This window comes from Pseudomonas putida (assembly GCF_050989985.1).
Classification (GTDB): domain Bacteria; phylum Pseudomonadota; class Gammaproteobacteria; order Pseudomonadales; family Pseudomonadaceae; genus Aquipseudomonas; species Aquipseudomonas putida_AI.
This window is the reverse complement of record NZ_CP158815.1, coordinates 3,466,246-3,490,113: the sequence shown is the minus strand read 5'-3', so window position 1 is coordinate 3,490,113 and position 23,868 is coordinate 3,466,246. Positions and strand designations below refer to the sequence as shown.

The following is a 23,868-nucleotide window of genomic DNA, read 5'->3' as shown; positions in this document are numbered from 1 at the left end:
TCGTCAACGATGACGTGGGATACCTGACACCCCGCGGGGCTCTCAGGTTCATCGCGAGCAGGCTCGCTCCTACAGGTGATGGGGTTGGTTCGTTATTGGCTGGAACGAACGGCGCCGCCATCGATCAGCAGGTTTTGCCCGGTGATGTAGCTTGCATGGCTGCTGCACACGAAGGCGCAGAGCGCACCGAACTCTTCGGCTGTACCGAAGCGCTTGGCAGGAATTTCACTGCGACATTCGTCAAGGAATTCCTCACCGGTCAGCCCCATTTCCTGGGCAGCGTCGAGCAGGTTGCCGCGCAGTCGATCGGTGTCGAATGAACCTGGTTGCAGGTTGTTGATCGTGACATTGCGACTGGCAATGCTGTCCTGGCGGGCAAGCCCTGCGACGAACCCCGTCAGGCCACTGCGCGCACCATTGGACAGGCCCAGGCTTTCGATGGGCGATTTCACGGCGCTGGAAGTGATGTTGACGATCCGACCAAATCCACGCTTTGCCATGCCGTCTACCGTGGCCTTGATCAGTTCGATCGGCGTCAGCATGTTGGCATCCAGCGCCTTGAGCCAGACTTCTCGGTCCCATTCGCGGAAGTCGCCGGGGGGAGGGCCGCCGGCATTGTTGACCAGGATATCGAAATGCTCATGGGCCTCGAGCGCCGCCGCACGACCCTCGGGCGTCGAAATATCTCCGGCGACAGCGATGACCGTCACTTCAGGATTGATCGCCCGCAGCTGAAGCGCCGTTTCATTCAGCGTCTGTTCGCCGCGTGCGGTGATCACCACGTTCACGCCTTCGCGCACCAGCGCCTCCGCACAGGCTTTGCCCAACCCCTTGCTGGCGGCACACACCAGCGCCCAGCGTCCTGCAATTCCAAGATTCATGCGTGTTTTCCTGAAAAAAGAAGCTCTATGTCAGTGGTGGCTGATGACAGCAACCGGCTCCTGCCGATCCACCGTAGCAGACAAGTCAGGCGAGCGACTGCCGATGCCCATGAAGCGCCGCACACGTTCACCTTCGACACTGCCACGGATGGTTTCAGGGGCGGCATCGAGTTGCACCTTGCCGTTTTCCATGAACACGACACGGTCGGAGATCGACATGGCGAAGTCCATTTCGTGGGTCACGATCAGCATGGTCATGCCTTCCTTCGCCAGGTCACGGATCACGTTGAGCACGTCGTTGACCAGTTCCGGGTCGAGGGCCGAGGTCGGCTCGTCGAACAGCATGATCTGCGGTTCCATTGCCAGGGCCCGGGCGATCGCCACGCGCTGTTGTTGGCCGCCGGAGAGTTGCTGCGGGTACTTGTGGGCATGGGCGAGCAGGCCGACCTTGTCCAGCAGCGCGTAAGCGCGATGTTCACTCAGTTCGCCCGGCTGGCCATGGTACCGAGGCGCCAGGGTGATGTTGTCCAGAATGGTGCGGTGGGGGAACAGGTTGAAGTTCTGGAACACCATGCCGATCTGGCGCACGCCTTTGCGCAGGCGCGAGCTGTTGGGTTTGTCCGAGGCTTCGATGAATTTTTCGCCGAACAGCAGGATGTCGCCGGTATCGATGGTTTCCAAACCGTTGATCGTGCGGATCAGCGAGGTCTTGCCCGAGCCGGATGGCCCGATGATCGACACCACCTGGCCGCTTTCGACATTCAGGTCGATGCCCAGCAGCACTTTGTGGGTGCCGTAGCTCTTCTGGATGTTCTTCAGTTGCAGGATGGGCGTCGCGCTGCTGCCTGCAGCCTTGCGCGCGGTGTCGGGCAGGGCTTCGGCGCTGGCCTTGAGCTTGGCCACGGCGGCTGCGTCGAGTGTGTACGGCTTGCGGAAGTTCAGGTCCAGGTGGCGTTCCAGGCGCTGCAGGAAATAGCCGAACACGGTGACGATCAACACGTAATAGACGCCTACCGCAGCCAGGGTTTCCAGGACCAGGAAGTTGGTGGCGTACAGGCGTTGGCCGACGGTGAGGATTTCGGTCAGGGAGATGACCGAGACCAGCGACGTCAGCTTGACCACGGTGATGTATTCATTGATCAGCGTGGGCAGCGAAATACGGAAGGCCTGGGGGATCACGATCAGGCGTTGCATGCCAAACAGGCCGACACCCAGGGCGCGCCCGGCTTCCTTCTGGCCCTTGGCCACGGAGATCAAGCCACCACGGTGGATTTCCGCCATGTACGCAGCTTCGGTGACCACCAGCGCCAGAAGGCCTGAGTAGAAGGGGTTGGACAGAATCGATCCGCTGCCGGGAAACAATTGCGGCAGGTTGTAGACGAAAACCACCAGCACCAGCAACGGGATGCTGCGGAAGAACCAGATATAGACCGCTGCGGGGATGCGCAGAAACGGCGATTGAGAAAGCTTGGCGGTGGCCAGGAGGAAACCCAGCAGCATGCCGATGAACCAGGCCAGGGCACTGAGCTGGACTACCGTGACACAGGCATTCCAGAAGTCCGGCAGGGAGAACAGGGAAAGGAAATACGACCAATCGAATTGCATAGGGCACCTCGATCTGCCGCCCCGGTGAAGGGGAGGCAGATGACCAGACTAGACGGACAGTTTCTTAGTTGGCAGTCGGTTCTTCCAGGCCGTACTTCTTCAGGATAGCGGCGTATTCACCGCTCTTTTTCGTTTCCTCGAAGGCCTTCTGCACGGCCTGATAAGTGGCGTCATTGCCTTTCTTGACGAAGATGCCCAGAGTTTGCTGGTAGATCGGGTGATCGGTGGTGATCACCACCCGGCCGTTGGTCTTTTCCGCGATCATTTTGGCGGCACCGGCGATTTCAACCTGGGCCTGAATGTTCTTGGACAACAGTGCCTGGGTCACTTCAGGGGCCGAAGGGTATTCGCTGACGGTGATGGCGCCCTTGTTGTTCGGCACGCAGTACTCGTCGGACAGCTTGCGGAATTCCTTGACCCAGGTGGTGCCTTGTTCCAGGCCCAGTTTCAGGCCGCACAGGTCTTCAGGCTTCTTGGCGTTGAGCTCGCTGCCCTTGGGCACCATGACCGAGGCACCGGTGTTGGCGTACGCGATGGTCTGGGCCTGGGTCTGGCGCTCCGGGGTGATGTACATGCCGGAAATGACGGCGTCGTACTTGCCGGAGTTCAAGCCCAGGATCAGGCTCGGGAACTTGGTGTCGACGAACTCCACCTTGGCGTTCATGTGCTTGGCCAGTGCCGTCGCCAACTCGGGGTCCGAACCCACCACGTTCTTGTCCTTGTCATAGGACTCGAAAGGCGGGTAGGTGATTTCCATGCCGACCTTGAAGCTGTCCGCCGCCATGCTCATCGAGGCACCGAACATTCCGGCTGCCAATACAGCCAGGCACAAGAGGTTCTTATTGTTTTTCATTTTTTACTGACTCCGGCGTAGGTAGGGTGTAGCTGAAAACTTCAATCAGGACGGTTGCGCCTGATTTTTCAAATGTCCGAAACTGGCGGGCTTGCGTGCCTTGCCTGGCAGTTGAACGTCCCCGTTGGCCACCCGTTGGCGCAGATACTGATAGGTCTGCAGGGCCTGGCCATACATGTGTTCGCCGATAGTGATTTCCTCGTAATCCTTGCCGGTCTGGGCGAACCCGGGCAGCGGCTTGATCTGAGTGTGGTAGTCACAGGCATAAAACAGTGGAAAGGAATAGCGTTCCTCCTTGACGCTACGTACCCGGTGCGCGGTGGCAACGAAGGCGCCTGCTGTCATCACCTCAAGCATGTCGCCGATGTTCACCACGAAGGCATCGGCCATCGGTGGAGCATCGATCCATTGGCCAAGGTCGTTCATGACCTCAAGGCCCGGTTTGTCGGCCAACAGGATGGTGAAGCACTCGTAATCCGTATGGGCGCCCAAACCCGGTGCGTCATGGGCGGCACCGTCGAAGGGGTAGTGGATCAGGCGCAGCTTGGACGGTGGACGAGTCACCAGGCTGTCGAAATAGTTTTCTTCCAGGCCCAGAGTCAGGGCGAAGCCACCGAACAGGCGCCGGCCCAGGGCGAAGATCGCTTCATAATAGGCCTGTACCGACTCCTTGAAACCTGGCAATTGCGGCCAGTCGTTCGGCCCCAGCAATGGAGTGTTGGCCAGCACCAGCGGGTCATCGGCCGGGACTTCGAAGCCGACGTCGAAGGCTTCCTTGTGGTCCGGCTTGCCTTTGGAATAGACCTCTTCACCTTCGGGCACGAAACCCTTGTGGGTTTGCGAGGTGCCGATGTAGTGCTGCATCTTGGTGTCGAAGGGCTGGTCGAAAAAGTCCTTGGCGGCCTTGCGCAGATTGCTGATCAGCTGCGGGTCGATACCGTGGTCGGTGATATAGAGGAAGCCGACCTCGCTGGCCGCACGCCCCAATTGTTCGGCCACCGCCAGGCGGTGTTCCAGCTCGAAGCTGAACAGGCCGGCGATGCTGATGACCGGGATGCTCTTGAAACTGGTTTTGTGTGTGTCTGCGCTTTTATTTTTGTTGTCCGGCATGACGCATCGACTCCCTAGGGATGGCTTGAGTGGTGGAAACGCTCGAAGTGTTCGCGTTCGGTGCGGCCCATCCACACGTTCAATGACCACAGGTCGGCGACCGGGACATTGGTGAAGGGCAAATGATGCAAGTAGCCGTCGGCGCCGAATTCCGGGGTCAGGGTGCTGACCTGGTAACCGCGCTCTTGCTGCGAGCGCCAGATGCTTTCCCAGTGCTGCTGGTGGAAAGCCAGTTCCTTTGCATATTCGGGAGCGGCGGGGTGTGGAACCTGTGGCCCCTGGTCATAACCGACCCGCGCCTGGATATGGTGAACGCGCTCGACGAACGCGCTCAGGTCATCGGCCGGGTCATTCAACAGGCGCTCGCAGGTCACGACCCAATGGCTGATGTCACTGGTGAAAAGCAGGTCGGGCAATTGCCGGATCAGTTCAAGGGTGACCCAGGGATTGAACAGTGAACGCGAGCGGTGGGTTTCGAAGCTGCAGACCTGGCCGTGCTTGCGCGCCAAGTCCATTGCCTGACCGAAGAAGTCCACTTGTTGCGCAAGGGACCAGCGATCGTTGCCCGCCAGTACGTTGACGAAGCGTGGGCCGAGTTCGGCAGCCCAGGCGAGTTTGCGGTCCAGATCTTCGAGGTGAATGGCCGGCGTCGCCGACTGCTCCGGCAGGACGTCGTACGCGGTAAAGACGGTACTGATATAGCCCACGCGGTTGGCGCGCAGGAAGGCACCGAACTCGGCGCGCTCACGGCTGTCCAGCGGCAGGCGTGCTTCCATGCCATCAAAGCCCGCTTGCAGCAGCTCGTCGAGGGCCTGGGCCTTGCTGGCGGTGTAGCCCCACAGCGTGCGGAAAATTTCCAGCTTCATCGGTGATCCTCAAAAAACCCTGGACCTGCTGCGAGAGCGCGGCGCCAGACTGCCAAGCGATCAATGGTCAGCAATGCCAGAGGACTCGTCTCTCTGCGTTATCTGAACCTGCGGAGCGATACCGATACCGATGCTGGTTCGCTGTTGCGCCGATGTTAGGCACAGACCACGACCTGAAAGAATCTGAAAGTTCAAATGAATACTTCAGACTTTTATTAACAAATAGCAGGCTATTTATCGTGCTTTTGAAGAAAGGTTTTGAGGGCGAGCGCGTGTCTACGTTGGCTGTCAGCGAGAGGTGCCATTAGTGCGGAATCATTTTGAAGACTGCCAAGCGATGCCTGGCCACTGCGGGCGGAGGCGGGAGCGGGGCTGGGTGGATCATTCCAGCCAGCCCTGTCCCTGAGTGGGTCAGACGGTGATCACAACCTTTCCGATCTGCTGGTTGGCTTCCAGGTAGCGGTGTGCTTCCTGAATGTCCTCCAGGGCAAAGGTTTTGGCGATGATCGGGCGCAACGCCCCGGACTCCAGGCCTTGCAGGATGAAGGCCTTGGCGCGGGCCAGCGTGGCCGGGTCGGAAACGATTTCCGAGTAGAGGTAACCCTTGAGGGTCAGGCTCTTGCCCAGGACTGTGAACAGCGGGAACGGCGTGGGCTCCGGGCTGAGTGCGCCGTACTCCAGCAAAATGCCGCCCCGGGCCATGCTCTGGGTCAGGAGTTCGAAAGACGGGCCACCCACCGGATCGAATACCACGCGGGCGCCCAGGCCATCGGTCAAAGCCATGACGCGTTCGACGATGTCTTCCTCATCGCTGACGATGACATGGGCGGCGCCGGCGTCGAGCAGCGCCTGTTTCTTCGCGCGGGTCCGGGTGATTGCAATCGCGGTGGCACCGACCATGCGGGCCATCTGAAAGGCCGCCAGTCCCACGCTGCTTGACGCGGCGGTGACCAGCACGAAGTCGCCTTGCTTGAGTCTGGCCTGTTCGATCAGCGCACCCCATGAGGTGACGTATTGCATCCAGGAGGCGGCGGCCTCTTCGAAGGACAGGTTGTCGGGGTGTTTGACCACCAGGTGAGCAGGGACGTTGGCCAGCTCGCCGTAGGTGCCCCAGCGGGCGATATCCAGTGGCGGGATCAGGCCGACGGCATCGCCAACCTTGACCTCGGTGACCGCGCTGCCGATTGCCACTACGACGCCTGCGGCCTCGTAACCCAGTCGGCTGGGGAACTCGGCTTCCTGCAAGTAGGCGTGACTGCGAAACATCACTTCCGCACGGTTCAGGCCGATGGCCTTGACCTCGATCTGTACCTCGTCCGCCGCCGGGGCGGGCACATCGAGGTTTTCCAGCTTGAGGACGCTGGCGTCACCGTATTGGTGGATTCTGACAATGCGTGCCATGGGGACACCTCTTTATATAAGGGCTGGCGCAGCGGCCAGCCGGATAGCGGGTGGGAAATCGCTTCGAAAGACGTTCGCTGTACGTCATTACCAGTTTTTTTGCTGGCTAACCACCGGTCGCCTTTTCCTTGCGTCGCTTGAAGGTCTGCATAAAGAGGTCTAGTTTTTAGATGTGGGAAAAAATCCCACACACAGAATTCCAAAAAAATTATGACCATTCCCGACTTGATTCGACGTTTCTCGCGGTAATGACCAGGAGGCGGAATATGCAGGTTCAAACTCTGTTCAAAAAGGCTCTACTGGCGATGGCGATCGGTGGCGTGCTGTCGGCGTCCATCGTCTTGATTCCTGATTCGATCTCCCACGACTCCAGTGCCTACGCCAAAGAAGGTGGCGGTCATGGCGGGGGCGGTGGAGGCGGTGGCGGTGGCGGTGGCGGCGGTGGTCACGGCGGAGGAGGTGGTGGCGGTAACGGAGGTGGTGGCGGCGGTGGTCACGGTGGTAACGGCGGCGGTGGCGGTGGCGGCGGTAACGGAGGCGGCCATGGTGGAAATGGCGGCGGTAGCGGAAATGGCGGGAACGGCGGCGGTCATGCTGGCAACGGTGGCGGCAACAGTGGTAGCGGTCACGGCGATGCGGGCCAGGACCACGCTGGGAACTCGAATTCCGGGCGCAACGGCAACCATGCTGAAGCCGGCGACGATCACGGCAATCACGCTGGTGGAGAGCCTGGCGATGATCATGGCAATCATGTGGGCGGTGAGCCCGGGGACGATCATGGCAATCATGTTGGCGGCGAGCCTGGCGACGACCACGGCAATCATGTTGGCGGCGAGCCTGGTGATAATCGGGGCAACCATTTGGGTGGCGAACCGGGTGATGACCGCGGCGTTCACGTCGGCGGCGAAGCCGGGGACGACAACAGCAGGAGCTGACGCGCACAAATGAGATCTCATACATGACCCAGGGGATGGGTTTTGTATGGGATGTGAGTCGATACCGGGGCAGTGACTACTTATAACCGTCCCAAAAAAGTGGGCAATTGTTCATATGGGATTTTTTCCCGCGTCGTTATACTGGGGTTATCTGTCCAGGAACTCTCTGAATGCAAGCGCCCACTCTCCCTCCCTCACTGATAAGAGCCCTCCAGCGGGTCATGCGCCCGCTGGTGCGCTTGATGCTGCGCAAAGGCGTCACCTATACGGTGTTCGCCGACCTGCTCAAAGAGGTGTTCGTCGATGTGGCCGATCGGGAATTTCGCCTGGACGACAAAGTCCCGAGCGACAGTCGCATCAGCCTGCTGACAGGGGTACATCGCAAGGATGTCCGGAGGCTGCGCGACGATAGCGACGCGTCTGCCTCGACCTTGCCGGAGAACATTACGTTGGGCGCGCAGTTGGTCAATGCATGGACCAACAACCAGCCTTTCTGCAAGCGCGCGGGCCATGCGTTGCCATTGCCGCGACTGGCCAGCGCAGGCGGCGACTGCTCCTTCGATGCCCTGGTGGCGAAGATCAGCACGGACATCCGCGCACGGGTCGTGCTCGACGAGTGGTTACGCCTGGGTATCGTGCGGCTCGATGAACAGGACTGCGTGCACCTTGAGGCCCAGGCGTTCGTGCCGCAGAAGGGCTTCGATGAAAAGGCCGCGTATCTGGGCCACAACCTGCACGACCATGCCAGTGCCGCGGTGCATAACCTCAGCGGGGAAGGCGAGCCTCTCTTCGAACGTAGCGTGCACTATGATGCCCTGACGCCCGTCAGCGTCGACAAACTGCGCGAAGCCGTGGCAAGCGAGGGGATGCAAGCGTTGCTCGGCTTCAGCCGGCTCGCCGCAGATCTGGAAAACGTGGATTTGCCAAGTAACGAGCAACGTCAGCGCATCACTATCGGACTTTATTTCTACACTGAGCCTACCGATCCCAATTCGTCGGTGAATCCTGCCCCATGATTTCCCTCAAGCGCTGCTTCAGTGCCGTCACTCTCGTCCTGGGTCTGGGGTTGAACCCGGTGACTTCGGCGTGGGTGGACGCTGCACCGGCTTGTATAAGCCGCGATGAAGTGGGCATGGCGGGTGCAGCTAGCCTGCAGTTCCCTGGCGGCACCGGTGGGACCGGGGCAAAGGCCGGTGGCATGGGCGGTACAGGCGTGAGCAGTGACGCCAGTGGCATGGGGGGCACCGGCGCACCCGCCCAGCAGCGTCCTGGCGGCACCGGCGGTACGGGTGCGGTGGCGGCGGGCGTGGATGGCACCATCATTCATCATGAAAATGGTGGGGTGGGTGGCACTGGCGCGCCGATCTGGAGTCCGGGAGGCACCGGCGGCACCGGTATCGTCGGCACCATCACCGGCTTCGCGTCGATCTGCGTCAATGGCATGGAAGTGCACTTCGGCAAGGACGTACCGGTCAGCGAAAACGGCGTCGCCGCCAGCAGCGAGCATCTGGCGATCGGCCAGGTCGTTGCAGTGGAAGCATTCCCTACCAGGCGCGGCCTGCAAGCCGGGCGCATCTCGATCCTCAACGTCTTTGAAGGGCCGCTGACGGCACTGCCCAATGCCAAGGCGCCGCTGCGCGTCATGGGGCAACCGGTGCGTCTGGCTGCGGGAGCAAGGGTGGCCGAAGGGCTGCGGCCGGGAGATCCGGTCCGGGTCAGCGGGCTGCGCGACGCTCACGGCGAAGTGGTGGCCAGCCGAATCGAACGGGCGCCGGGCCTCAAGGAAGCCAGTGCCATCGGCACGGTCGATCGCGCCGGCACCCTCCAGGGCTTGAAACTCGGCACTCGCGTGGCGCCGGCGCAGGAAGTGCTGGTGCGTGGCCAGTGGTCCGGTCGCCAGCTGGAGGTCGCCCAAAGCCGTCCCGATCCGAGCCTGCCGTTTGCCGGCCGCGTGCACCAGGCTGTGATCGAAGGCCTCGTGCAGAGCCGGCAGGATCGTCGTGTGGTGGTCGGTGGCTTCAACGTGACATTGGGCAGCGATACCGTGTTTGTCGGCGAGCGGTCCTCCACCTTGAACGTGGACCAACGGGTCCGGGTGACCGGGGTGTTCAGCGGTACACGTGAAATTCGGGCAACCCGCGTCGAGTTCAATGGCGAACGCATCGATAACTCGGGCCGGGGCCGCATGGAGCGTCGCACTGAGCAGGACAATGAACAGGGCAGTGATGACTCCGGTCGCTCCGGCAGCAGCAATAGCAACAGCGGTCGCGGTAGCAGTAGCGGTAGTGGTGATTCCAGGCCACGCATTGAAAGCCTTGATGACAACAGTGGCAGCGGCCACGGCGACCGTGACCGTGTCGAAAGCGGCAAGTCTGAAGCGATAGACAAGACTGAATCGGTAGACAAGTCCGGCAAGTCCGACCGCGTTGAGAAAGTCGAGCAACCGGAAAAGGTCGACAACAGCGGGCCGTCCGACAGGGTCGAGAGAGTAGAGAAGGTTGAAAAAGTAGAGAAAGTTGAGAAGGTCGAAAAAGTAGAGAAAGTCGAAAGGGTAGAAAAGGTCGAAAAAGTTGAGCGGCCGGAAAAGGTAGAGAAAGTCGAGAAGGTCGAGCGACCGGAAAAGGTCGAGAAAGTTGAGAAAGTGGAAAAAGTCGAACGACCGGAAAAGGTTGAAAAAGTAGAGAAAGTGGAGCGACCGGAAAAGGTCGAGAAGGTGGAAAAAGTAGAGCTCCCGGAGCGGGTAGAGAAGGTTGAACGACCGGAAACAGTGGAGAAGATCGAAAAGCCTGAAAGGGTAGATAAAGTCGAGAAAACCGAAAAGGTAGACCATCCAGATCGATCAGGCCGCTAGCTATCAGCGGCACAGTCATTTCTACAACTTCGAAATAAGCAACTAGGCTGGGTAAGTCCGATCACGGTTCTCAACGGGACTTTGAGGTGAAGATGAGACCCATGCTCCCCCTGTTTGCCAGCCTGCTGGCAAGTCTTGCCGTACCGGCCCTGGCCGATACTTTCAGCACAGCCATCGGTGTCGACTATTCAAGCGGCGACTATGGCACGGGCACCACCTCGGAAATCTGGTACGTCCCGGTGGTGGCAAAGTACGAAACCGGTCCCATGATTTACAAGGTCACCGTGCCCTGGCTGCGCATCACCAACCCCGAAGTCGGTCCCGATGGCGACCCGTTGCCCGGCGGGTGCAGGGATGTTGAAAGCGGCATGGGCGATACCGTCGCCAGCGCGGACTATGCATTGCTCGATGGCAGTGAAGGGGGGCTGTTGCTGGACCTGATCGGCAAGGTCAAGTTTCCCACGGCCGATGAAGACCAGTGCCTGGGCACCGGCAAAACCGACTACACCGCCCAGGTCGATGTCGCCAAGGCCTTTGGCCGGGTGACGGGCTTTGCAACCCTGGGCTGGAAAAAGTTCGGCGACCCGGCCGATACCAATTTCGACGACCCGATATTTGCCACCCTCGGCTTCGCCATGCCCGTCGCGCCACGCACATCGGCGGGCGCTTCCTATGACTGGCGGGAGAAAGTCGTCTCCACCGGCTCACAGATTCAGGAACTCACGCTGTTCCTCACCCACAGGCTCAACCACGAGTGGAAAATCCAGTTGTACGCGGTCAAAGGGTTTTCCGATGCGAGCCCGGATGCAGAGGGTGGGTTGATGCTGTTTCACACATTCTGAAGGCCGAATCGAAATCCCCTGTAGGAGCGAGCACGCTCGCGATGGTCGACAACGATGACGCTGGGCATCTGACACCCCGTGGCGTTCTTGCAACCATCGCGAGCAAGCTCGCTCCTACAGGGAATGTGGCACTACCAGCCCTTGACCCCACTCATGTCCGGCAGTTTGTGGGCGATGCCCTTGTGGCAGTCGATGCAGGTTGCCTCGCCGCTGGCCAGCGACGTCGAGTGCATGGCCGCCGCGCGTTTGCTTTGGCGGGTGAAGTCCATGAATTCGAAGTTGTGGCAGTTGCGGCATTCGCGCGAGTCGTTGGCCTTGAGCCTGGCCCATTCGTGTTCCGCCAGTTCACGACGCAGGGTGAGGAATTTGTCGCGGGTGTCGATGGTGCCGAAAATCTTGCCCCAGACTTCCTTCGAGGCTTGCATCTTGCGCGCGATCTTGTGGGTCCATTCATGGGGCACGTGGCAGTCCGGGCAACTGGCGCGCACGCCGGAGCGGTTGGTGTAGTGAATGGTTTCCTGCAATTCGACGAACACGTTGTCGCGCATTTCATGGCAAGAGGTGCAGAACTTCTCGGTGTTGGTCAGCTCCAGAGCGGTATTGAAACCACCCCAGAAAATGATCCCGGCGATAAAACCGCCCAGCGTCAGGAAGCCCAGGCTGAAGTAAACGCTGGGACGACGCAGGATGCCCCAGTAGTCCTTGAGCAGGGCGAACAGTGCTTTCATGGCATCTCCTCAAGGCTTCTTCGCGTTGTTGGCGTCGTCTTGCAGGATTTTGTCGATGGTCTCGAAGCTGTTGCCCACCAGCGGCTGCACGTCTTTTTGTGGCACGTGGCACTGGTTGCAGAAGTAGCGACGGGGTGAAACCGCCGCCAGCGCCTGGCCGTCGCGGTCCATGTAGTGGGTGATGCTGATCATCGTCGCCTGGGTGCGCGCACTGTTGGCCCGGCTGTGACAGGACAGGCACTTGTTGCCGTTCTTGTCGATCTGGTAACCGCGAATGCTGTGGGGAATGGTCGGCGGTTGGTCCGGGTAGTTGCGCTCGCGCTTGATGTCCTTGTTTTCATCTTCGGCCAGTGGCGGGGCGGGCAGGGACTGGGTGATGGTGCCGCCGGGGCGCCGACCGTCCGGGCCTGGTGCATCGAGCGGGTAATCGACCTCGGCGGCGATCGCCACCCCTATGAGTGCGAGCAACACCAACGGCAGGATTCGAAAGGGCATGACGGTTCTCCTCAAGCCGCGCTGATCAATTCGATGCGGATGGCGCATTTCTTGTAGTCGGTCTGCTTGGAGATCGGATCGGTGGCATCGAGCGTGACCTTGTTGATCAGCTTGTTGGCATCGAAGAACGGCACGAACACCAGGCCGCGCGGTGGCTTGTTGCGCCCGCGGGTTTCGATGCGCGCGCGGATCTCGCCACGCCGGCTGATCAGTTTCACCTCGCTGCCGCGCCGCGCCTTCAGGGCCTTGGCGTCCTCGGGGTGCATGTAGACCAGCGCGTCGGGCACGGCCTTGTACAGCTCCTCGACCCGCTGGGTCATGCTGCCGGTGTGCCAGTGCTCCAGAACCCGACCCGTGCTCAGCCAGAACGGGTAATCAGCGTCCGGGGCTTCGGCCGGTGGTTCGTAGGGCAGGGCGAAGATGATCGCCTTCTTGTCCGGCTGGCCATAAAACTGCACATCGCTGCCGGTCTCGACGTAGGGGTCGAGCCCTTCGCGGTAACGCCAGCGGGTTTCCTTGCCATCCACCACTGGCCAGCGCAGGCCGCGCTCGCTGTGGTAACGGTCGAAGCCGGCCAGGTCATGACCATGACCGCGACCGAACTGTGCGTACTCTTCGAACAGGCCTTTCTGCACATAGAAACCAAAGGCCTTGGCTTCATCGTTCTTGAAGCCGGACTCGATTTGCGCGACCGGAAACTGATCGACCTGGCCGTTTTTGTACAGCACATCAAACAGCGTCTTGCCTTTGTATTCCGGGGTCTTGGCCAACAGCTCGGCAGGCCACACCTCATCGGTGGTGAAGCGCTTGGAGAACTCCAGCAATTGCCACAGATCCGACCTGGCCTCACCCGGCGCGCTCACCAGTTGATGCCAGAACTGTGTGCGGCGTTCGGCGTTGCCGAAGGCGCCTTCCTTTTCCACCCACATGGCAGTGGGGAGGATAAGGTCCGCAGCCTGGGCAGACACGGTGGGGTAGACGTCCGAGACGATCACGAAGTTTTGCGGGTTGCGCCAGCCGGGCAACACCTCCTGCATGATGTTGGGACCTGCGTGCATGTTGTTGCTGGCCATGGTCCAGTAGACGTTGAGCACGCCGTCCTTGAGCATGCGGCTCTGCTGCACCGCATGGAAGCCGACTTTCTCCTGGATGGTGCCGGCGGGCAGCTTCCAGATCTGCTCCGCGTGGGCGCGGTGCTGGGGATTGGTCACCACCAGGTCGGCGGGTAGCCGGTGGGAAAAGGTCCCGACTTCCCGCGCGGTGCCGCAGGCCGAGGGCTGGCCGGTCAGCGAGAAGGGGCTGTTGCCCGGCTCGCTGATTTTGCCGGTGAGCAAATGGATGTTGTAGATCAGGTTGTTGGCCCAGACCCCACGGGTGTGCTGGTTGAAGCCCATGGTCCAGAACGACACGACCTTGCGCTTGGGATCGGCGTACAACTCGGCCAGGCTCTTGAGGCGATCGGCCGTGACCCCGGTTTCCTTTGCCGTGCGTTCCAGGGTGTAGGGTTTGACGAACGCGGCGAAATCCTCGAAGGACATGTCGGTCCAGGTGTTGGCCTTGTCGGCATTCTTCGCCTGTTTCTCCCGTGGATCGTCCGGGCGCAGGCCATAGCCGATGTCGTCGGCGCCCTTGGCGAAGCGCGTGTGCTTGCTGATGAAGTCCTTGTTCACCGCGCCGCTTTCGATGATGTGGTTGGCGATGTAGTTGAGGATCAGCAGGTCGGTTTGCGGCTTGAACACCATGGGAATGTCGGCCAGTTCAAAGCTTCTGTGTTCGAAGGTCGACAGCACCGCGACTTTGACATGGGGTTGGCTCAGGCGCCGGTCCGTGACGCGGCTCCAGAGAATCGGGTGCATCTCGGCCATGTTCGAGCCCCAGAGCACAAAGGCGTCCGTGGCTTCGATATCGTCGTAGCAGCCCATCGGTTCATCCATGCCGAAGGTGCGCATGAAACCCATCACCGCCGAAGCCATGCAATGCCGCGCATTGGGGTCGATATTGTTGCTACGAAATCCGGCTTTCATCAGCTTGTTGGCGGCGTAGCCTTCCCACACCGTCCATTGCCCGGAGCCGAACATGCCAATGGACTCGGGGCCTTTGCTTTTCAGGGCCTGCTTGAATTTTTCTTCCATGATGTCGAAGGCCTTGTCCCAACTCACCGGCTGGAACTCGCCCTGCTTGTCGAACTTGCCGTCCTTCATGCGCAGCAGCGGTTGGGTCAGGCGGTCGACGCCGTACATGATCTTCGACAGGAAATAACCCTTCACGCAGTTCAGCCCACGGTTGACCTCGGCCTTCACATCGCCATGGGTGGCGACCACCTTGTTGTCCCGGGTGGCGACCATCACGCTGCAGCCGGTACCGCAGAAACGGCAGGGCGCCTTGTTCCAGTCCAGGGTGACCATGTCCGCTTCGGTGATCAGGTTGCTCGCGGAGGTGGCGATCGGCAGGCCGGCAGCGGCGGCTGCAATGGCGGCGGCCTGGGCCTTGACGAATTCCCGACGGGTCATGCTCATTGGGTTTCCCCTGCGTGGTCGAGGACTTGGTGATAGATCAACGCGGCATTGAGTACGCCGGGCAAGTTGTTGATCTGTTCGATGCGTTGCAGGATCTGGTTTTCGTCGGTGGTCTCAAGCACGACCACCAGTTTTCCGGCGGCACTTTCCTGATGCAGTTCCACGCCATCGAGAAGTCGCAAGTTGGCTTTGACCGCTTCGAACAACTCCGGGCGGGCAAGTACGACAAGGCTGGCTATATGCAGGGTTTCATCCATGGACTGACTCCATCAGGCGCTTACCGAAGTTGATCAGTTAGGCGGTCCGGGCGGGCCGTAGAGCAATTGGAAAAACCAGATGATGAAGCCGTAGCCACCGACGATGGCCACGGACAGCAAGGGGAACAGGCAGACGACAAGAAACAGGAACAGCAGGGTTTCCTTGCGGCGCTGTGTTTTTTGTTCTTCAGCCAATGACATTGAACAATCTCCAGCCGAACTTGCAGAGAGACTAGTTCACCTAATAAAGCTGTGGTTATTGAGGGTGCGTTTGGCGACCGGCGGCAAAGCTTCTGTATCCGCTATATAAATTACTTAATAGCGCTTAGTTGTTATCAACCTGTGGGAGCGAGCCTGCTCGCGATGGAGGCCCAGTCACCGCTGGCATACAGACAGCCCTCATTATCGTTGACGACCATCGCGAGCAGGCTCGCTCCCACAGGTATTGCGTCGATCCCTTACATACCGTTGGCGAACTCGGGATTGTCCAGGCTGATCCGTTGATTCAAGCCGCGAAGCGCCCTGGCATATTCGGCCAGTACCTGCAGCGACCAGTCGGCCCGGCGCCGGATTCGCATGTCCCCGGCACCGGCAATGTCGGAGCCATTCATCACCGACTCCACCTGGCGCACGATCAACTGCTCGGGCAGATAACAGATACGGCAATTCTTGTAGCTCGACGCACGCAACTCGGAAAGCGGATAGGCGCCGCCCTGGCCGGAGGAGATGCCCACCAGCAAGGCCGGCTTGTGGCCCAGCTCCTTGTAGCCGGCGTGGACGAACAGGTTCTTCAGGGCCGGGCACGCCATGCCGTGCCATTCCGGGGTCAGCACCACCAGCGCGTCGGCTTCACGCAGCAGGGCACTGTGGTCCGCCCAGATTCCGTGGTGGTCTTCGGCGGGCCACAAGGGCAGGGGCGCGGTGCCAAGATCGAGCACCTTGGGCCGGGCGCATATATCCAGCTCTTGCAGGCGCCCGCCGAGATACCCGGCGACCTTGGCAGATTGGCTATCGGCCTGGCTGGAGCCGGCGATGAGGACGATGTTCAGGCTCATTTGGCCAGCTCCTGGTTGGATGGGGTTTGGTTTTGGGTTTGAGGGCGCTTGGTGCGCGCCAGGGGCCAGAACAATTCCTCCTGCCAGCTCACCGGCTTCATGTCTTCGATGCCGTATTGCTCCGGGCGCCGGCGGGTGATTTTCGCCGAGCCGAACAGCACGTCCCAGAAGAACAGCAGGTTGCCGAAGTTGCCCTTGTAGTTGGTGACGCCATCATCGGCATTCAGGCCGTGATGCGCCGAATGGGTGGCGGGGGTGGAAATGGTCCGCTCCAGCAGCCACATCAGCGGGCGCAGCACCGGGATCCGATAGAGCTTTTCATCCCAGGGCACGCTGCTGTGGGCGGAGAAGATCACCAGCATCTTGACGATCAGGTAGCCGAAATACACCTGGGCCAACCCCATGTGGATCAGTACGCCGCTGAACCACAGGCCGGGCATCAGCAGGTAATAGAAGCTGTTGTTGCGGTAGACGATGCGGATGCTCATGTAGGGCGCGGAGTGGTGCGCACGGTGCAGCGAATAGAGGAATGGCACCTTGTGGCTGAGCCGATGCCACCAGTACTGGGTCATGTCGTCCAGCACCAGAAACAGGCCGAGGCCGAGCAGCCAGTGCAGGCCGGCGAGGCTGTCCTTCAATTGCGGCGCGAAGTGTTCCAGCAACAGGTGGGTGAGGAAGGTGACCAGCGGCAGGGTGACCAGCATCAGCAGGCTGGAACCGACGATTTCGATGATCGCGTCACGCCGCTGTCCACGAGGCTGAGTGAAGCAGGAGCAGGCGATTTCGAGGACGATGAAGCCAATCAGGATGGCGATGATGATCGGTATCGGACTGTTGGTGATTATTGTTGTATTCATGGCACTCTCTGGTTGGAGCCAATATTGGCAAGGCCATCCAATAAGAAACCAAGGGTCCATCACGGGATATGTGCAAAGCGGACAGAATCACCCGAAAACCGGTCAACCCTTCGCCCGAGCGCTTCCACCGCGGCCCGCTCGGGCGAGTGCTGGAACGCTATCTGGAGAATCGTACGCTGCAGTCCCGCAGCAACTACAGCATGGTCGCCCTTGAGCAACTCTGGGCCCGGGCGGCTGCCCACGATCCGGCCATCGGCCTGAATCTGTTCTCGAGTTTCAGCCGCCAGGATTGGCATGTTCTGGCCCATGCCTGCCTGTATAGCGTCGACCTCGAGGAGGCGATCCGCTTCTGGGCGCGTTACGCGACGCTGGCCTCGGACATGGATACCGTCGTGCTGGTCGAGGACGGCGATTGCCTGGGTGTGGAGCTGCGCATCGACGCCCCGGCCAGCCTGGTGCGCTATGTCGTCGAGCACTACAGCGTGATGTCGCTCAGCGTATTGCGCATCGGTGCGAACATCCATCTGGTGCCGCAGCGCGCCTGTTTTGCCCATCCGCGCCCGGCTTATCACGGGCAATACACCCAATGGTTTGGCAAAAACGTGCAGTTCGACTGTGAGCACAACCGCCTGTATTTCACTAAATCCAGCCTTCAGGTTCCGCTGCAGACGCACCATGCCGGAATGGTGGAAGTGCTGCGCCAGGAACTGGATCGCCGCCTGTCACAGCAACATCAACTCAGCGGCTGGGCGGGCAGGGTGGCGCAGGGGATTCGTCAAAGCCTCATCGCGGGGCAGGTCCCGAATATCGAGACCCAGGCGCAGGAACTGCATCAGAGCGCCCGCACCTTGCGACGCCGCCTGGAAGAGCAAGGCATGACTTTCCGCTATCTGCTCGATCGGGTGCGCGCCGAGCTGGAACAGTACTTGGAACTGCAAGGCAACAGCCGCGCGCAGATCGCCACGCAACTGGGTTACAGCGATCTGGCGGCCTATGTCCATGCCCGCAAACGCTGGCGCACAGACGCAACTTTCGATCAGTTACCATCCGTGGAGCCGTGATGCGCCCCCTTACCGCGCGCCTGCTGGCGTTGTTGGCCCTTTGCCTGAGCCTTGATGCATCGGCTCAGGCCACCACCTGCCCATCAGGCCAGAAACGGATTTGCCTGGACGACTGCATCTGCCTGCCGGACCTGGGCCAGATCACCGGCTTGCCTGACGGCATCTATCAAATGGCGGCGCCCGCCCTGGCGCTGTGGCTGAGCCAGTCCCGTGCCGAAGCCGCCATCGCCGGCACTCAACCGATCCCGGAACCGATCCGCGAACAACTGCTGCGCTGGTACGCGCCCAGCATCCTCGACGCAGCCCTCTACAAAGTCAGTGACAACGGCCAGTTCAGCGCCGCCACGGCCATGCTGCAAAACCCCGATATCGGCGCGGTAACGCTGATCGACATCATCATCTTCCGCGACGTCAAGGACGCAGAGCAGAACATCGCGCTCTGGGCCCACGAGCTCAAGCACGTGCAGCAGTACCAGGAATGGGGCGTTGAAGGGTTTGCCCAGCGCTATACCCAGGATTTCAACGCGGTCGAGGCGCCGGCGTATGACATTCAGCTTGAGGTCGGGCGGGCATTGCGCCAGGGCAGTGCCGAAGAGAGTGGGCATCGCTGAAAGCTGTCCATTTTGCAATTGGGCAGCATGTCGTTTACGGCGCGGGAAATGACGCCTGCGGACATCCGGTTCTGGCAACTACCAGAACTTGAAGCGAAAAGCCGTTCAATTTGCGACAGATGACATTTCTATTAACGACCATCTAAATTTCATCACAAAAACATAACCCGATGATTCAAAAGGAATAATTCATTATTCCATGTGAATTTCTACAGTATTTTCTGTGTATACAGATAAAATACAAATCATTGACGCCCCCCGAAACCCGTGCGAATCTGAATTCAACAACAAGCCGTAACCGCTGATTTGACTGCCTCGGGAGGTCATTGTGAAAAACGGCAAGAGCACTCTTTACGACGATCTCAAGCGTCAGATTCTCACGATGGAGCTCGATCCGGACGAAGTGCTGGATGAGGTGGCCATCAGCGAGCGGTACGGTCTTTCCAGAACACCGGTGCGAGAAGTATTCCGGCGCCTTGCGGGCGAGGGTTACATCGATATCAGGGAAAACCGCGGCGCCCGGGTGATCCCGATGAATCACTCCACACTGCGCAACTTCTTCCTGGTAGCGCCCATGGTCTACGCCGCCATCGGCCGCCTTGCGGTGCAAAACTTCAAACCCCATCAGTTGCTTGACCTGAAGGAAACGCAGCTGCGGTTCCGGGCGGCGACGGTTTCGCGCGATGCGCTGATGATGGTCGTGGAAAACAATCGCTTCCACGCAATCATGGGTGAGATGTCGGGCAATCAATACCTTGAGCCCAGCCTGGAAAGACTACTGATTGACCATGCGCGAATCGGCCATACGTTTTTCCGTCCCACGGATCAGGACACCGAGAAACGCCTGCAGCTTTCGGCAGAACACCACGACTCGTTTATTGAAGCCATCGAGCATCGTGACGAGAACGCTGTAGTCGATCTGGTATTCGAACATTGGGAACTTTCTCGCGAAAACATGGAAATGTTTATTGCGCCTCAAGGGATCAAGGCAGACCTGCCGCTTTCAATTAAATGATATCGACCTTCACCCGTCTGGCGTGAAGGTCAATACAAGTTAATGCCAGACAAACCGGCATTGAATATCAACTCCGCAATGCGTTGATAGGCAACAACTGAAATAAGGGTGAGCTTGCTGCTGTGCACCACGGATCTCTATTGCTTAGAGACTGATAATAATTTGAACGTAGATCGAGGAACGCCATGAAAAGAATCTGGAAGGCAGTCTGCGCAGTCGCAATGATGGGCATGGTAATGCTGCCTGTTCATGCGGAAGAAAAAACAATCACCATGGGAACGCTGACATGGGAAGACTTGACACCTATTACCGGTATTACCAAAAAGGTGCTTGAAGATTCCGGTTATAGCGTAAAAGTCATCGAGTTCTCCGAGTGGGGTATTGCATACGCCGCTTTGACCAAGGGTGATATCCAGGTTCTTGCTTCTCAAACTGACTACGCGGCAAACGACTACTGGAATAAAAACAAAAACCGCCTGGAAAAACTGTCCCCGGTTTCCTATGGCTTGTACCAGGCCATTGCGGTTCCTAAATACGTCGATATCGACTCTATTGAACAGCTCAATGCCAACTCCGAAAAGTTCGGCGGCAAGATCATCGGCATCGAGCCCGGTTCAGGCCTGATGAACGACGCGGCCAAGGCCGTCACCGAATACGGCATCAAGTTGAACTTGCTCGAAGGCAGTACCGCTGCCATGACGGCGGCACTGAAATCGGCGGTCGACCGTAAAGAGTGGGTTGCAGTCACCGTGTGGGAACCCTCATGGATGGCGCAGAAGTTTGACCTGAAGTTCCTCAAGGATCCAAAAGGTGTATTCCCTCCGCCACAAGGCTACTACTGGATTGGTCACAAGGATTTCTCCAAGGAATATCCGCGTGCACGTGAGGTCATGGCCAGCGTTTATGTGCCGATCGCAGATATCACTGCAATTAACGGTGAAGTGAAAGACGGCAAGACTATGGAGCAGGCCATTCAGGGCTGGACAGAGGGTCACACCGATCTTCTGAAACGCTGGGAAAACGTAAAAAAATAACGAGCTGTTCTTTAAACGCCACTGCCGCCCTTTGATTCATCAGAAAAACCAGAATAACTGGTTCGACGGGTACGAAAAATGACAACGCCCAAAATAGATACCAACGAAGTACTGATAGATTGCCAGTCAGTCTGGAAGATCTTCGGGAAGGCCGCACCTGCTGCGATGAATGCTGTCGTTCAGCAGGGACTCACCAAGACCCAGATCCTGCAAAACTACGGTTGCGTGGTTGGAGTCTCGAACGTCAGCCTCCAGGTTCGACGTGGAGAGATCTTCTGCATCATGGGATTGTCAGGCAGTGGCAAATCTACCCTGATCAGGCTTTTGAACAAACTCATCACACCCAGCGCCGGCAAGATCGTCGTCAAGGGCAAAGAACTTTCGTCCTTGAATGCCGCACAGCTTCGAGAGGTGAGGGCGCGTCATATCGGCATGGTTTTCCAGAGCGTGGCCTTGCTGCCTAACCGTACTGTTCTGGAAAACACCGCCTTTGGCCTGGAAGTCCAGGGCGTAGGCAAGGCAGAGCGCTACAAGGTAGCCGAGCAGGCTTTGAAGAAAGTCGGATTGAGCGACTGGATGTCGCGCTATCCCAGCGAACTGTCCGGCGGCATGCAGCAACGGGTCGGGTTGGCGCGGGCAATCACCGCAGACCCGGAAGTGATCCTGATGGACGAGCCTTTCAGTGCGCTTGACCCCTTGATCCGTCGGCAATTGCAGGACGAGTTTCGCCAGCTGACCAAGGAGCTGGGCAAATCCGCCGTGTTCATCACCCACGATCTGGATGAAGCGATTCGCATCGGCGACCGGATCGCGATCATGAAGGACGGGGCGATTATTCAGGTGGGGACTGCCGAAGAGATCGTGCTCAACCCGGCCGACGATTACGTCGCAGAGTTTGTGGCGGGTATTTCCAGGCTGCACCTAGTGCGGGCCCATTCGGTGATGACGCCCGTGGAGGCGTTCAAGGTCGCAAACCCGGGCTGCGACATCAGCAAACTCAGCAAGACCTCAGTCGAGGCAGATATCAACGAGCTGATCGGGCTCACCGTCAATTCCGATCGTGATGCCCTCGCCGTGGTGGATAACGGTGTGGTGGTCGGGATCATCACGCCCCGTGATTTGCTGCGTGGCGTGCAGGGTGTTCCCAATGAGTTCGCGGCAGCCCCGGCGGCCGTAGCACTGGAGGCGTCAACATGAGCACGCCAGACTTTTCCAACCAGTTCGATTCGGTCGTCGACTCCAGCCTTGAATGGCTGATGGACAACGGAGAGTCGCTGTTCGATACGACCAACGCGTTTTTGAAAGGCGTTTACGAAGGGGTGCAGTGGTGCATCGCCTACCCACCGTATTACGTGATTGCGATTGTCATTGCCTTGATCGGCTGGCGGGCGGTCGGGCTGCGTTTCGCGATACTGACTGGCCTGGCGCTGCTGTTTTGCGATGTGATTGGCCTCTGGCCAGAGACCGTGAGTACGCTCGCCCTGGTTCTGACCGCCACGGTACTTGCCCTGGTTGTAGCAATCCCGTTGGGCGTACTTGCGGGCCTCGCGCCTTCGTTCGATCGCGTCGTGGACCCTTTTCTGGATCTTATCCAGACCATGCCGCCCTACATCTATCTGCTGCCGGCCATTGCGCTGCTGGGCTACGGCACCGCAACGGCGTTGCTGGCGACCTTCATCGTCGCTCTTCCACCGGCCATGCGCCTGACCTCCCTGGGCATCCGCATGACGCCCAAGGAATTCATCGAGCTGGGGGAAGCCAGCGGCGTCACCGGATGGCAGATGTTTTTCAAGATCCGCCTGCCGTTTGCCATGCCCAGCATCATGGCCGGGGTCAACCAGAGCCTGATGATGGCCTTCGGCATGGTGGTCATCGCCGGTATCGTCGGCTCCGGCGGTTTGGGTGAATCGATCTACGGTGCGGTTCGCACCCTGGATATCGCCAAATCGATCAATGCGGCCATCGCCATTGTGATCCTGACCATGATTCTGGATCGACTGGCCCAGAGCGCGGCGCGTTCTCGGATGGGAGAATCGAAATGAGTGCAGAAATCCATTTCTCGCCAGGCGCGTTCCTGGCGCCCGCCGTCGATTGGCTCAACGCCAATCTGCACGGGCTGTTCAAAGTCATCAGCCGGGTGATCGAAACGGTATTGGGCGGTGTTGAAGCTGCGCTGCTTGCGCCGCATCCCTATGCCCTGATCGCCGGTGTAGTGGTGTTGGCATTCTTTCTTGCCAACAAACGAGTGGCACTGTTTGCCGCCCTGATGCTCGCCTTCTGTCTGTTCTCCGGGCTGTGGGTCGCGTCCATGCAGACCATCGCCCTGGTCTCGGTGGCGGTCCTGATCTCGGTTTCCATTGCCTTTCCATTGGGTGTGCTGGCGGCACGTGTGAAGCGGGTCGATGAGGCGTTCTTGCCGATCCTCAACATCATGCAGACGGTTCCGCCATGGGTTTACCTGATTCCTGCGGTGATGCTGTTCAGCCTGGGGCGCGTGCCCGCAATCATCGCGACCATCGTCTACGGCATTCCACCGATGCTCAGATTGACGACCCTTGCGTTCAAGCAGTTGCCCAAGGAGTTCCTCGAACTGGGTCAGGCCATCGGCGCTTCCCCGAGGTCAATCCTGTTCAAGATCGAATTGCCCACCGCCGCTCCGACCCTGTTGGTGGGGCTCAATCAATGCATCCTCCTGTCGCTGGCCATGGTGGTGTTGGCAGGGCTGGTGGGTGCTGGCGGGCTGGGTGCCGAAGTCACCCGAGGCCTGACAAGGATGGAGATGGGGCTGGGCCTGCGTGCCGGCCTGGCGATTGTCGCGGTCGCACTGCTTCTCGATCGCCTGTCCCGTGGCGCGTTGCAGCGTCACTCCCCACGCAAACTGGTTTAAGGGTTTCC

Annotated in this window: 24 protein-coding genes; 11 read left to right on the top strand and 13 right to left on the bottom strand. The window is 59.5% G+C overall.

Features of this window, described 5'->3' with window-relative positions; genetic code table 11:
- Nucleotides 1-92: 92 nt before the first annotated feature.
- The 6 genes from ABTV29_RS16160 to ABTV29_RS16135 all read right to left on the bottom strand — a co-directional run bounded on the left by ABTV29_RS16160 (nucleotide 93) and on the right by ABTV29_RS16135 (nucleotide 6,716).
- A complete protein-coding gene (locus ABTV29_RS16160) occupies nucleotides 93-881 on the bottom strand; it encodes an SDR family oxidoreductase (protein ID WP_433765390.1) in 789 nt (262 codons plus the stop codon).
- Between the two features lie 30 nt (nucleotides 882-911).
- Nucleotides 912-2,486 carry an amino acid ABC transporter permease/ATP-binding protein gene (locus ABTV29_RS16155; RefSeq protein ID WP_433765389.1) on the bottom strand — a complete coding sequence of 525 codons (1,575 nt, stop codon included), beginning with the start codon at nucleotides 2,484-2,486 and terminating at the stop codon, nucleotides 912-914.
- 64 nt (nucleotides 2,487-2,550) lie between these two features.
- Nucleotides 2,551-3,339, bottom strand: coding sequence for an ABC transporter substrate-binding protein (locus tag ABTV29_RS16150; protein ID WP_433765387.1), 789 nt, complete (start codon nucleotides 3,337-3,339; stop codon nucleotides 2,551-2,553).
- Nucleotides 3,340-3,384: 45 nt separating this feature from the next.
- The gene (locus tag ABTV29_RS16145) at nucleotides 3,385-4,449 is read right to left on the bottom strand and encodes an isopenicillin N synthase family dioxygenase (RefSeq protein WP_433765385.1); all 1,065 of its coding nucleotides are present in this window, start codon (nucleotides 4,447-4,449) and stop codon (nucleotides 3,385-3,387) included.
- 14 nt (nucleotides 4,450-4,463) lie between these two features.
- Nucleotides 4,464-5,315 (bottom strand): sugar phosphate isomerase/epimerase family protein, encoded by an 852-nt coding sequence (locus ABTV29_RS16140; protein WP_433765384.1) that lies wholly within the window; start codon nucleotides 5,313-5,315, stop codon nucleotides 4,464-4,466.
- A 411-nt stretch (nucleotides 5,316-5,726) separates the two neighbouring features.
- Nucleotides 5,727-6,716 carry a zinc-dependent alcohol dehydrogenase family protein gene (locus tag ABTV29_RS16135; protein WP_433765382.1) on the bottom strand — a complete coding sequence of 330 codons (990 nt, stop codon included), beginning with the start codon at nucleotides 6,714-6,716 and terminating at the stop codon, nucleotides 5,727-5,729.
- 266 nt (nucleotides 6,717-6,982) lie between these two features.
- Between ABTV29_RS16135 and ABTV29_RS16130 the strand changes: the two genes are divergently transcribed.
- The 4 genes from ABTV29_RS16130 to ABTV29_RS16115 all read left to right on the top strand — a co-directional run bounded on the left by ABTV29_RS16130 (nucleotide 6,983) and on the right by ABTV29_RS16115 (nucleotide 11,344).
- Nucleotides 6,983-7,651, top strand: a complete 669-nt coding sequence (locus ABTV29_RS16130; protein ID WP_433765381.1) for a hypothetical protein — start codon at nucleotides 6,983-6,985, stop codon at nucleotides 7,649-7,651.
- 170 nt (nucleotides 7,652-7,821) lie between these two features.
- Nucleotides 7,822-8,667 carry a DUF6502 family protein gene (locus tag ABTV29_RS16125; protein WP_433765380.1) on the top strand — a complete coding sequence of 282 codons (846 nt, stop codon included), beginning with the start codon at nucleotides 7,822-7,824 and terminating at the stop codon, nucleotides 8,665-8,667.
- A complete protein-coding gene (locus ABTV29_RS16120) occupies nucleotides 8,664-10,502 on the top strand; it encodes a DUF5666 domain-containing protein (RefSeq protein ID WP_433765379.1) in 1,839 nt (612 codons plus the stop codon). The genes ABTV29_RS16125 and ABTV29_RS16120 overlap by 4 nt, the downstream gene beginning before the upstream one ends.
- Before the next feature lie 92 nt (nucleotides 10,503-10,594).
- Complete coding sequence (locus ABTV29_RS16115) at nucleotides 10,595-11,344, top strand: hypothetical protein (RefSeq protein ID WP_433765378.1); 750 nt, start codon at nucleotides 10,595-10,597, stop codon at nucleotides 11,342-11,344.
- A gap of 131 nt (nucleotides 11,345-11,475) precedes the next feature.
- On the opposite strand, the gene ABTV29_RS16110 is transcribed toward ABTV29_RS16115, so the two are convergent.
- From ABTV29_RS16110 to ABTV29_RS16080, 7 genes are all read right to left on the bottom strand, one after another.
- On the bottom strand, nucleotides 11,476-12,072 hold the full coding sequence (locus ABTV29_RS16110) for a cytochrome c3 family protein (protein ID WP_433765377.1): 597 nt from the start codon (nucleotides 12,070-12,072) through the stop codon (nucleotides 11,476-11,478).
- Between the two features lie 9 nt (nucleotides 12,073-12,081).
- Complete coding sequence (locus ABTV29_RS16105; RefSeq protein ID WP_433765375.1) at nucleotides 12,082-12,567, bottom strand: nitrate reductase cytochrome c-type subunit; 486 nt, start codon at nucleotides 12,565-12,567, stop codon at nucleotides 12,082-12,084.
- 11 nt (nucleotides 12,568-12,578) lie between these two features.
- Nucleotides 12,579-15,083: a nitrate reductase catalytic subunit NapA gene (gene napA, locus ABTV29_RS16100; protein WP_433765373.1), complete on the bottom strand. Its 2,505-nt coding sequence runs from the start codon at nucleotides 15,081-15,083 to the stop codon at nucleotides 12,579-12,581.
- Nucleotides 15,080-15,340, bottom strand: a complete 261-nt coding sequence (locus tag ABTV29_RS16095) for a chaperone NapD (RefSeq protein WP_433765371.1) — start codon at nucleotides 15,338-15,340, stop codon at nucleotides 15,080-15,082. The genes napA and ABTV29_RS16095 overlap by 4 nt, the downstream gene beginning before the upstream one ends.
- A 33-nt stretch (nucleotides 15,341-15,373) precedes the next feature.
- Nucleotides 15,374-15,541, bottom strand: a complete 168-nt coding sequence (gene napE, locus ABTV29_RS16090) for a periplasmic nitrate reductase, NapE protein (RefSeq protein ID WP_433765370.1) — start codon at nucleotides 15,539-15,541, stop codon at nucleotides 15,374-15,376.
- 257 nt (nucleotides 15,542-15,798) lie between these two features.
- A complete protein-coding gene (locus tag ABTV29_RS16085; RefSeq protein WP_433765369.1) occupies nucleotides 15,799-16,395 on the bottom strand; it encodes an NADPH-dependent FMN reductase in 597 nt (198 codons plus the stop codon).
- On the bottom strand, nucleotides 16,392-17,252 hold the full coding sequence (locus tag ABTV29_RS16080; RefSeq protein ID WP_433765368.1) for a sterol desaturase family protein: 861 nt from the start codon (nucleotides 17,250-17,252) through the stop codon (nucleotides 16,392-16,394). Before ABTV29_RS16080 ends, ABTV29_RS16085 begins: the two co-directional genes overlap by 4 nt.
- A 68-nt stretch (nucleotides 17,253-17,320) precedes the next feature.
- Here ABTV29_RS16080 and ABTV29_RS16075 point away from each other — a divergent pair, with 68 nt between their 5' ends.
- The 7 genes from ABTV29_RS16075 (at nucleotide 17,321) to ABTV29_RS16045 (ending at nucleotide 23,860) form a co-directional block, all read left to right on the top strand.
- Nucleotides 17,321-18,313 (top strand): AraC family transcriptional regulator ligand-binding domain-containing protein, encoded by a 993-nt coding sequence (locus ABTV29_RS16075; RefSeq protein WP_433765367.1) that lies wholly within the window; start codon nucleotides 17,321-17,323, stop codon nucleotides 18,311-18,313.
- Complete coding sequence (locus tag ABTV29_RS16070) at nucleotides 18,313-18,924, top strand: eCIS core domain-containing protein (RefSeq protein WP_433765365.1); 612 nt, start codon at nucleotides 18,313-18,315, stop codon at nucleotides 18,922-18,924. The genes ABTV29_RS16075 and ABTV29_RS16070 overlap by 1 nt, the downstream gene beginning before the upstream one ends.
- Before the next feature lie 328 nt (nucleotides 18,925-19,252).
- Nucleotides 19,253-19,939, top strand: coding sequence for a GntR family transcriptional regulator (locus ABTV29_RS16065; protein WP_433765364.1), 687 nt, complete (start codon nucleotides 19,253-19,255; stop codon nucleotides 19,937-19,939).
- A 185-nt stretch (nucleotides 19,940-20,124) separates the two neighbouring features.
- A complete protein-coding gene (locus tag ABTV29_RS16060) occupies nucleotides 20,125-20,973 on the top strand; it encodes a glycine betaine ABC transporter substrate-binding protein (protein ID WP_433765363.1) in 849 nt (282 codons plus the stop codon).
- A gap of 78 nt (nucleotides 20,974-21,051) precedes the next feature.
- A complete protein-coding gene (locus tag ABTV29_RS16055; RefSeq protein ID WP_433765361.1) occupies nucleotides 21,052-22,170 on the top strand; it encodes a quaternary amine ABC transporter ATP-binding protein in 1,119 nt (372 codons plus the stop codon).
- Nucleotides 22,167-23,015, top strand: coding sequence for an ABC transporter permease (locus tag ABTV29_RS16050; RefSeq protein WP_433765359.1), 849 nt, complete (start codon nucleotides 22,167-22,169; stop codon nucleotides 23,013-23,015). Before ABTV29_RS16055 ends, ABTV29_RS16050 begins: the two co-directional genes overlap by 4 nt.
- Nucleotides 23,012-23,860, top strand: coding sequence for an ABC transporter permease (locus ABTV29_RS16045; protein ID WP_433765357.1), 849 nt, complete (start codon nucleotides 23,012-23,014; stop codon nucleotides 23,858-23,860). The genes ABTV29_RS16050 and ABTV29_RS16045 overlap by 4 nt, the downstream gene beginning before the upstream one ends.
- The last annotated feature ends 8 nt before the right edge of the window (nucleotides 23,861-23,868 follow it).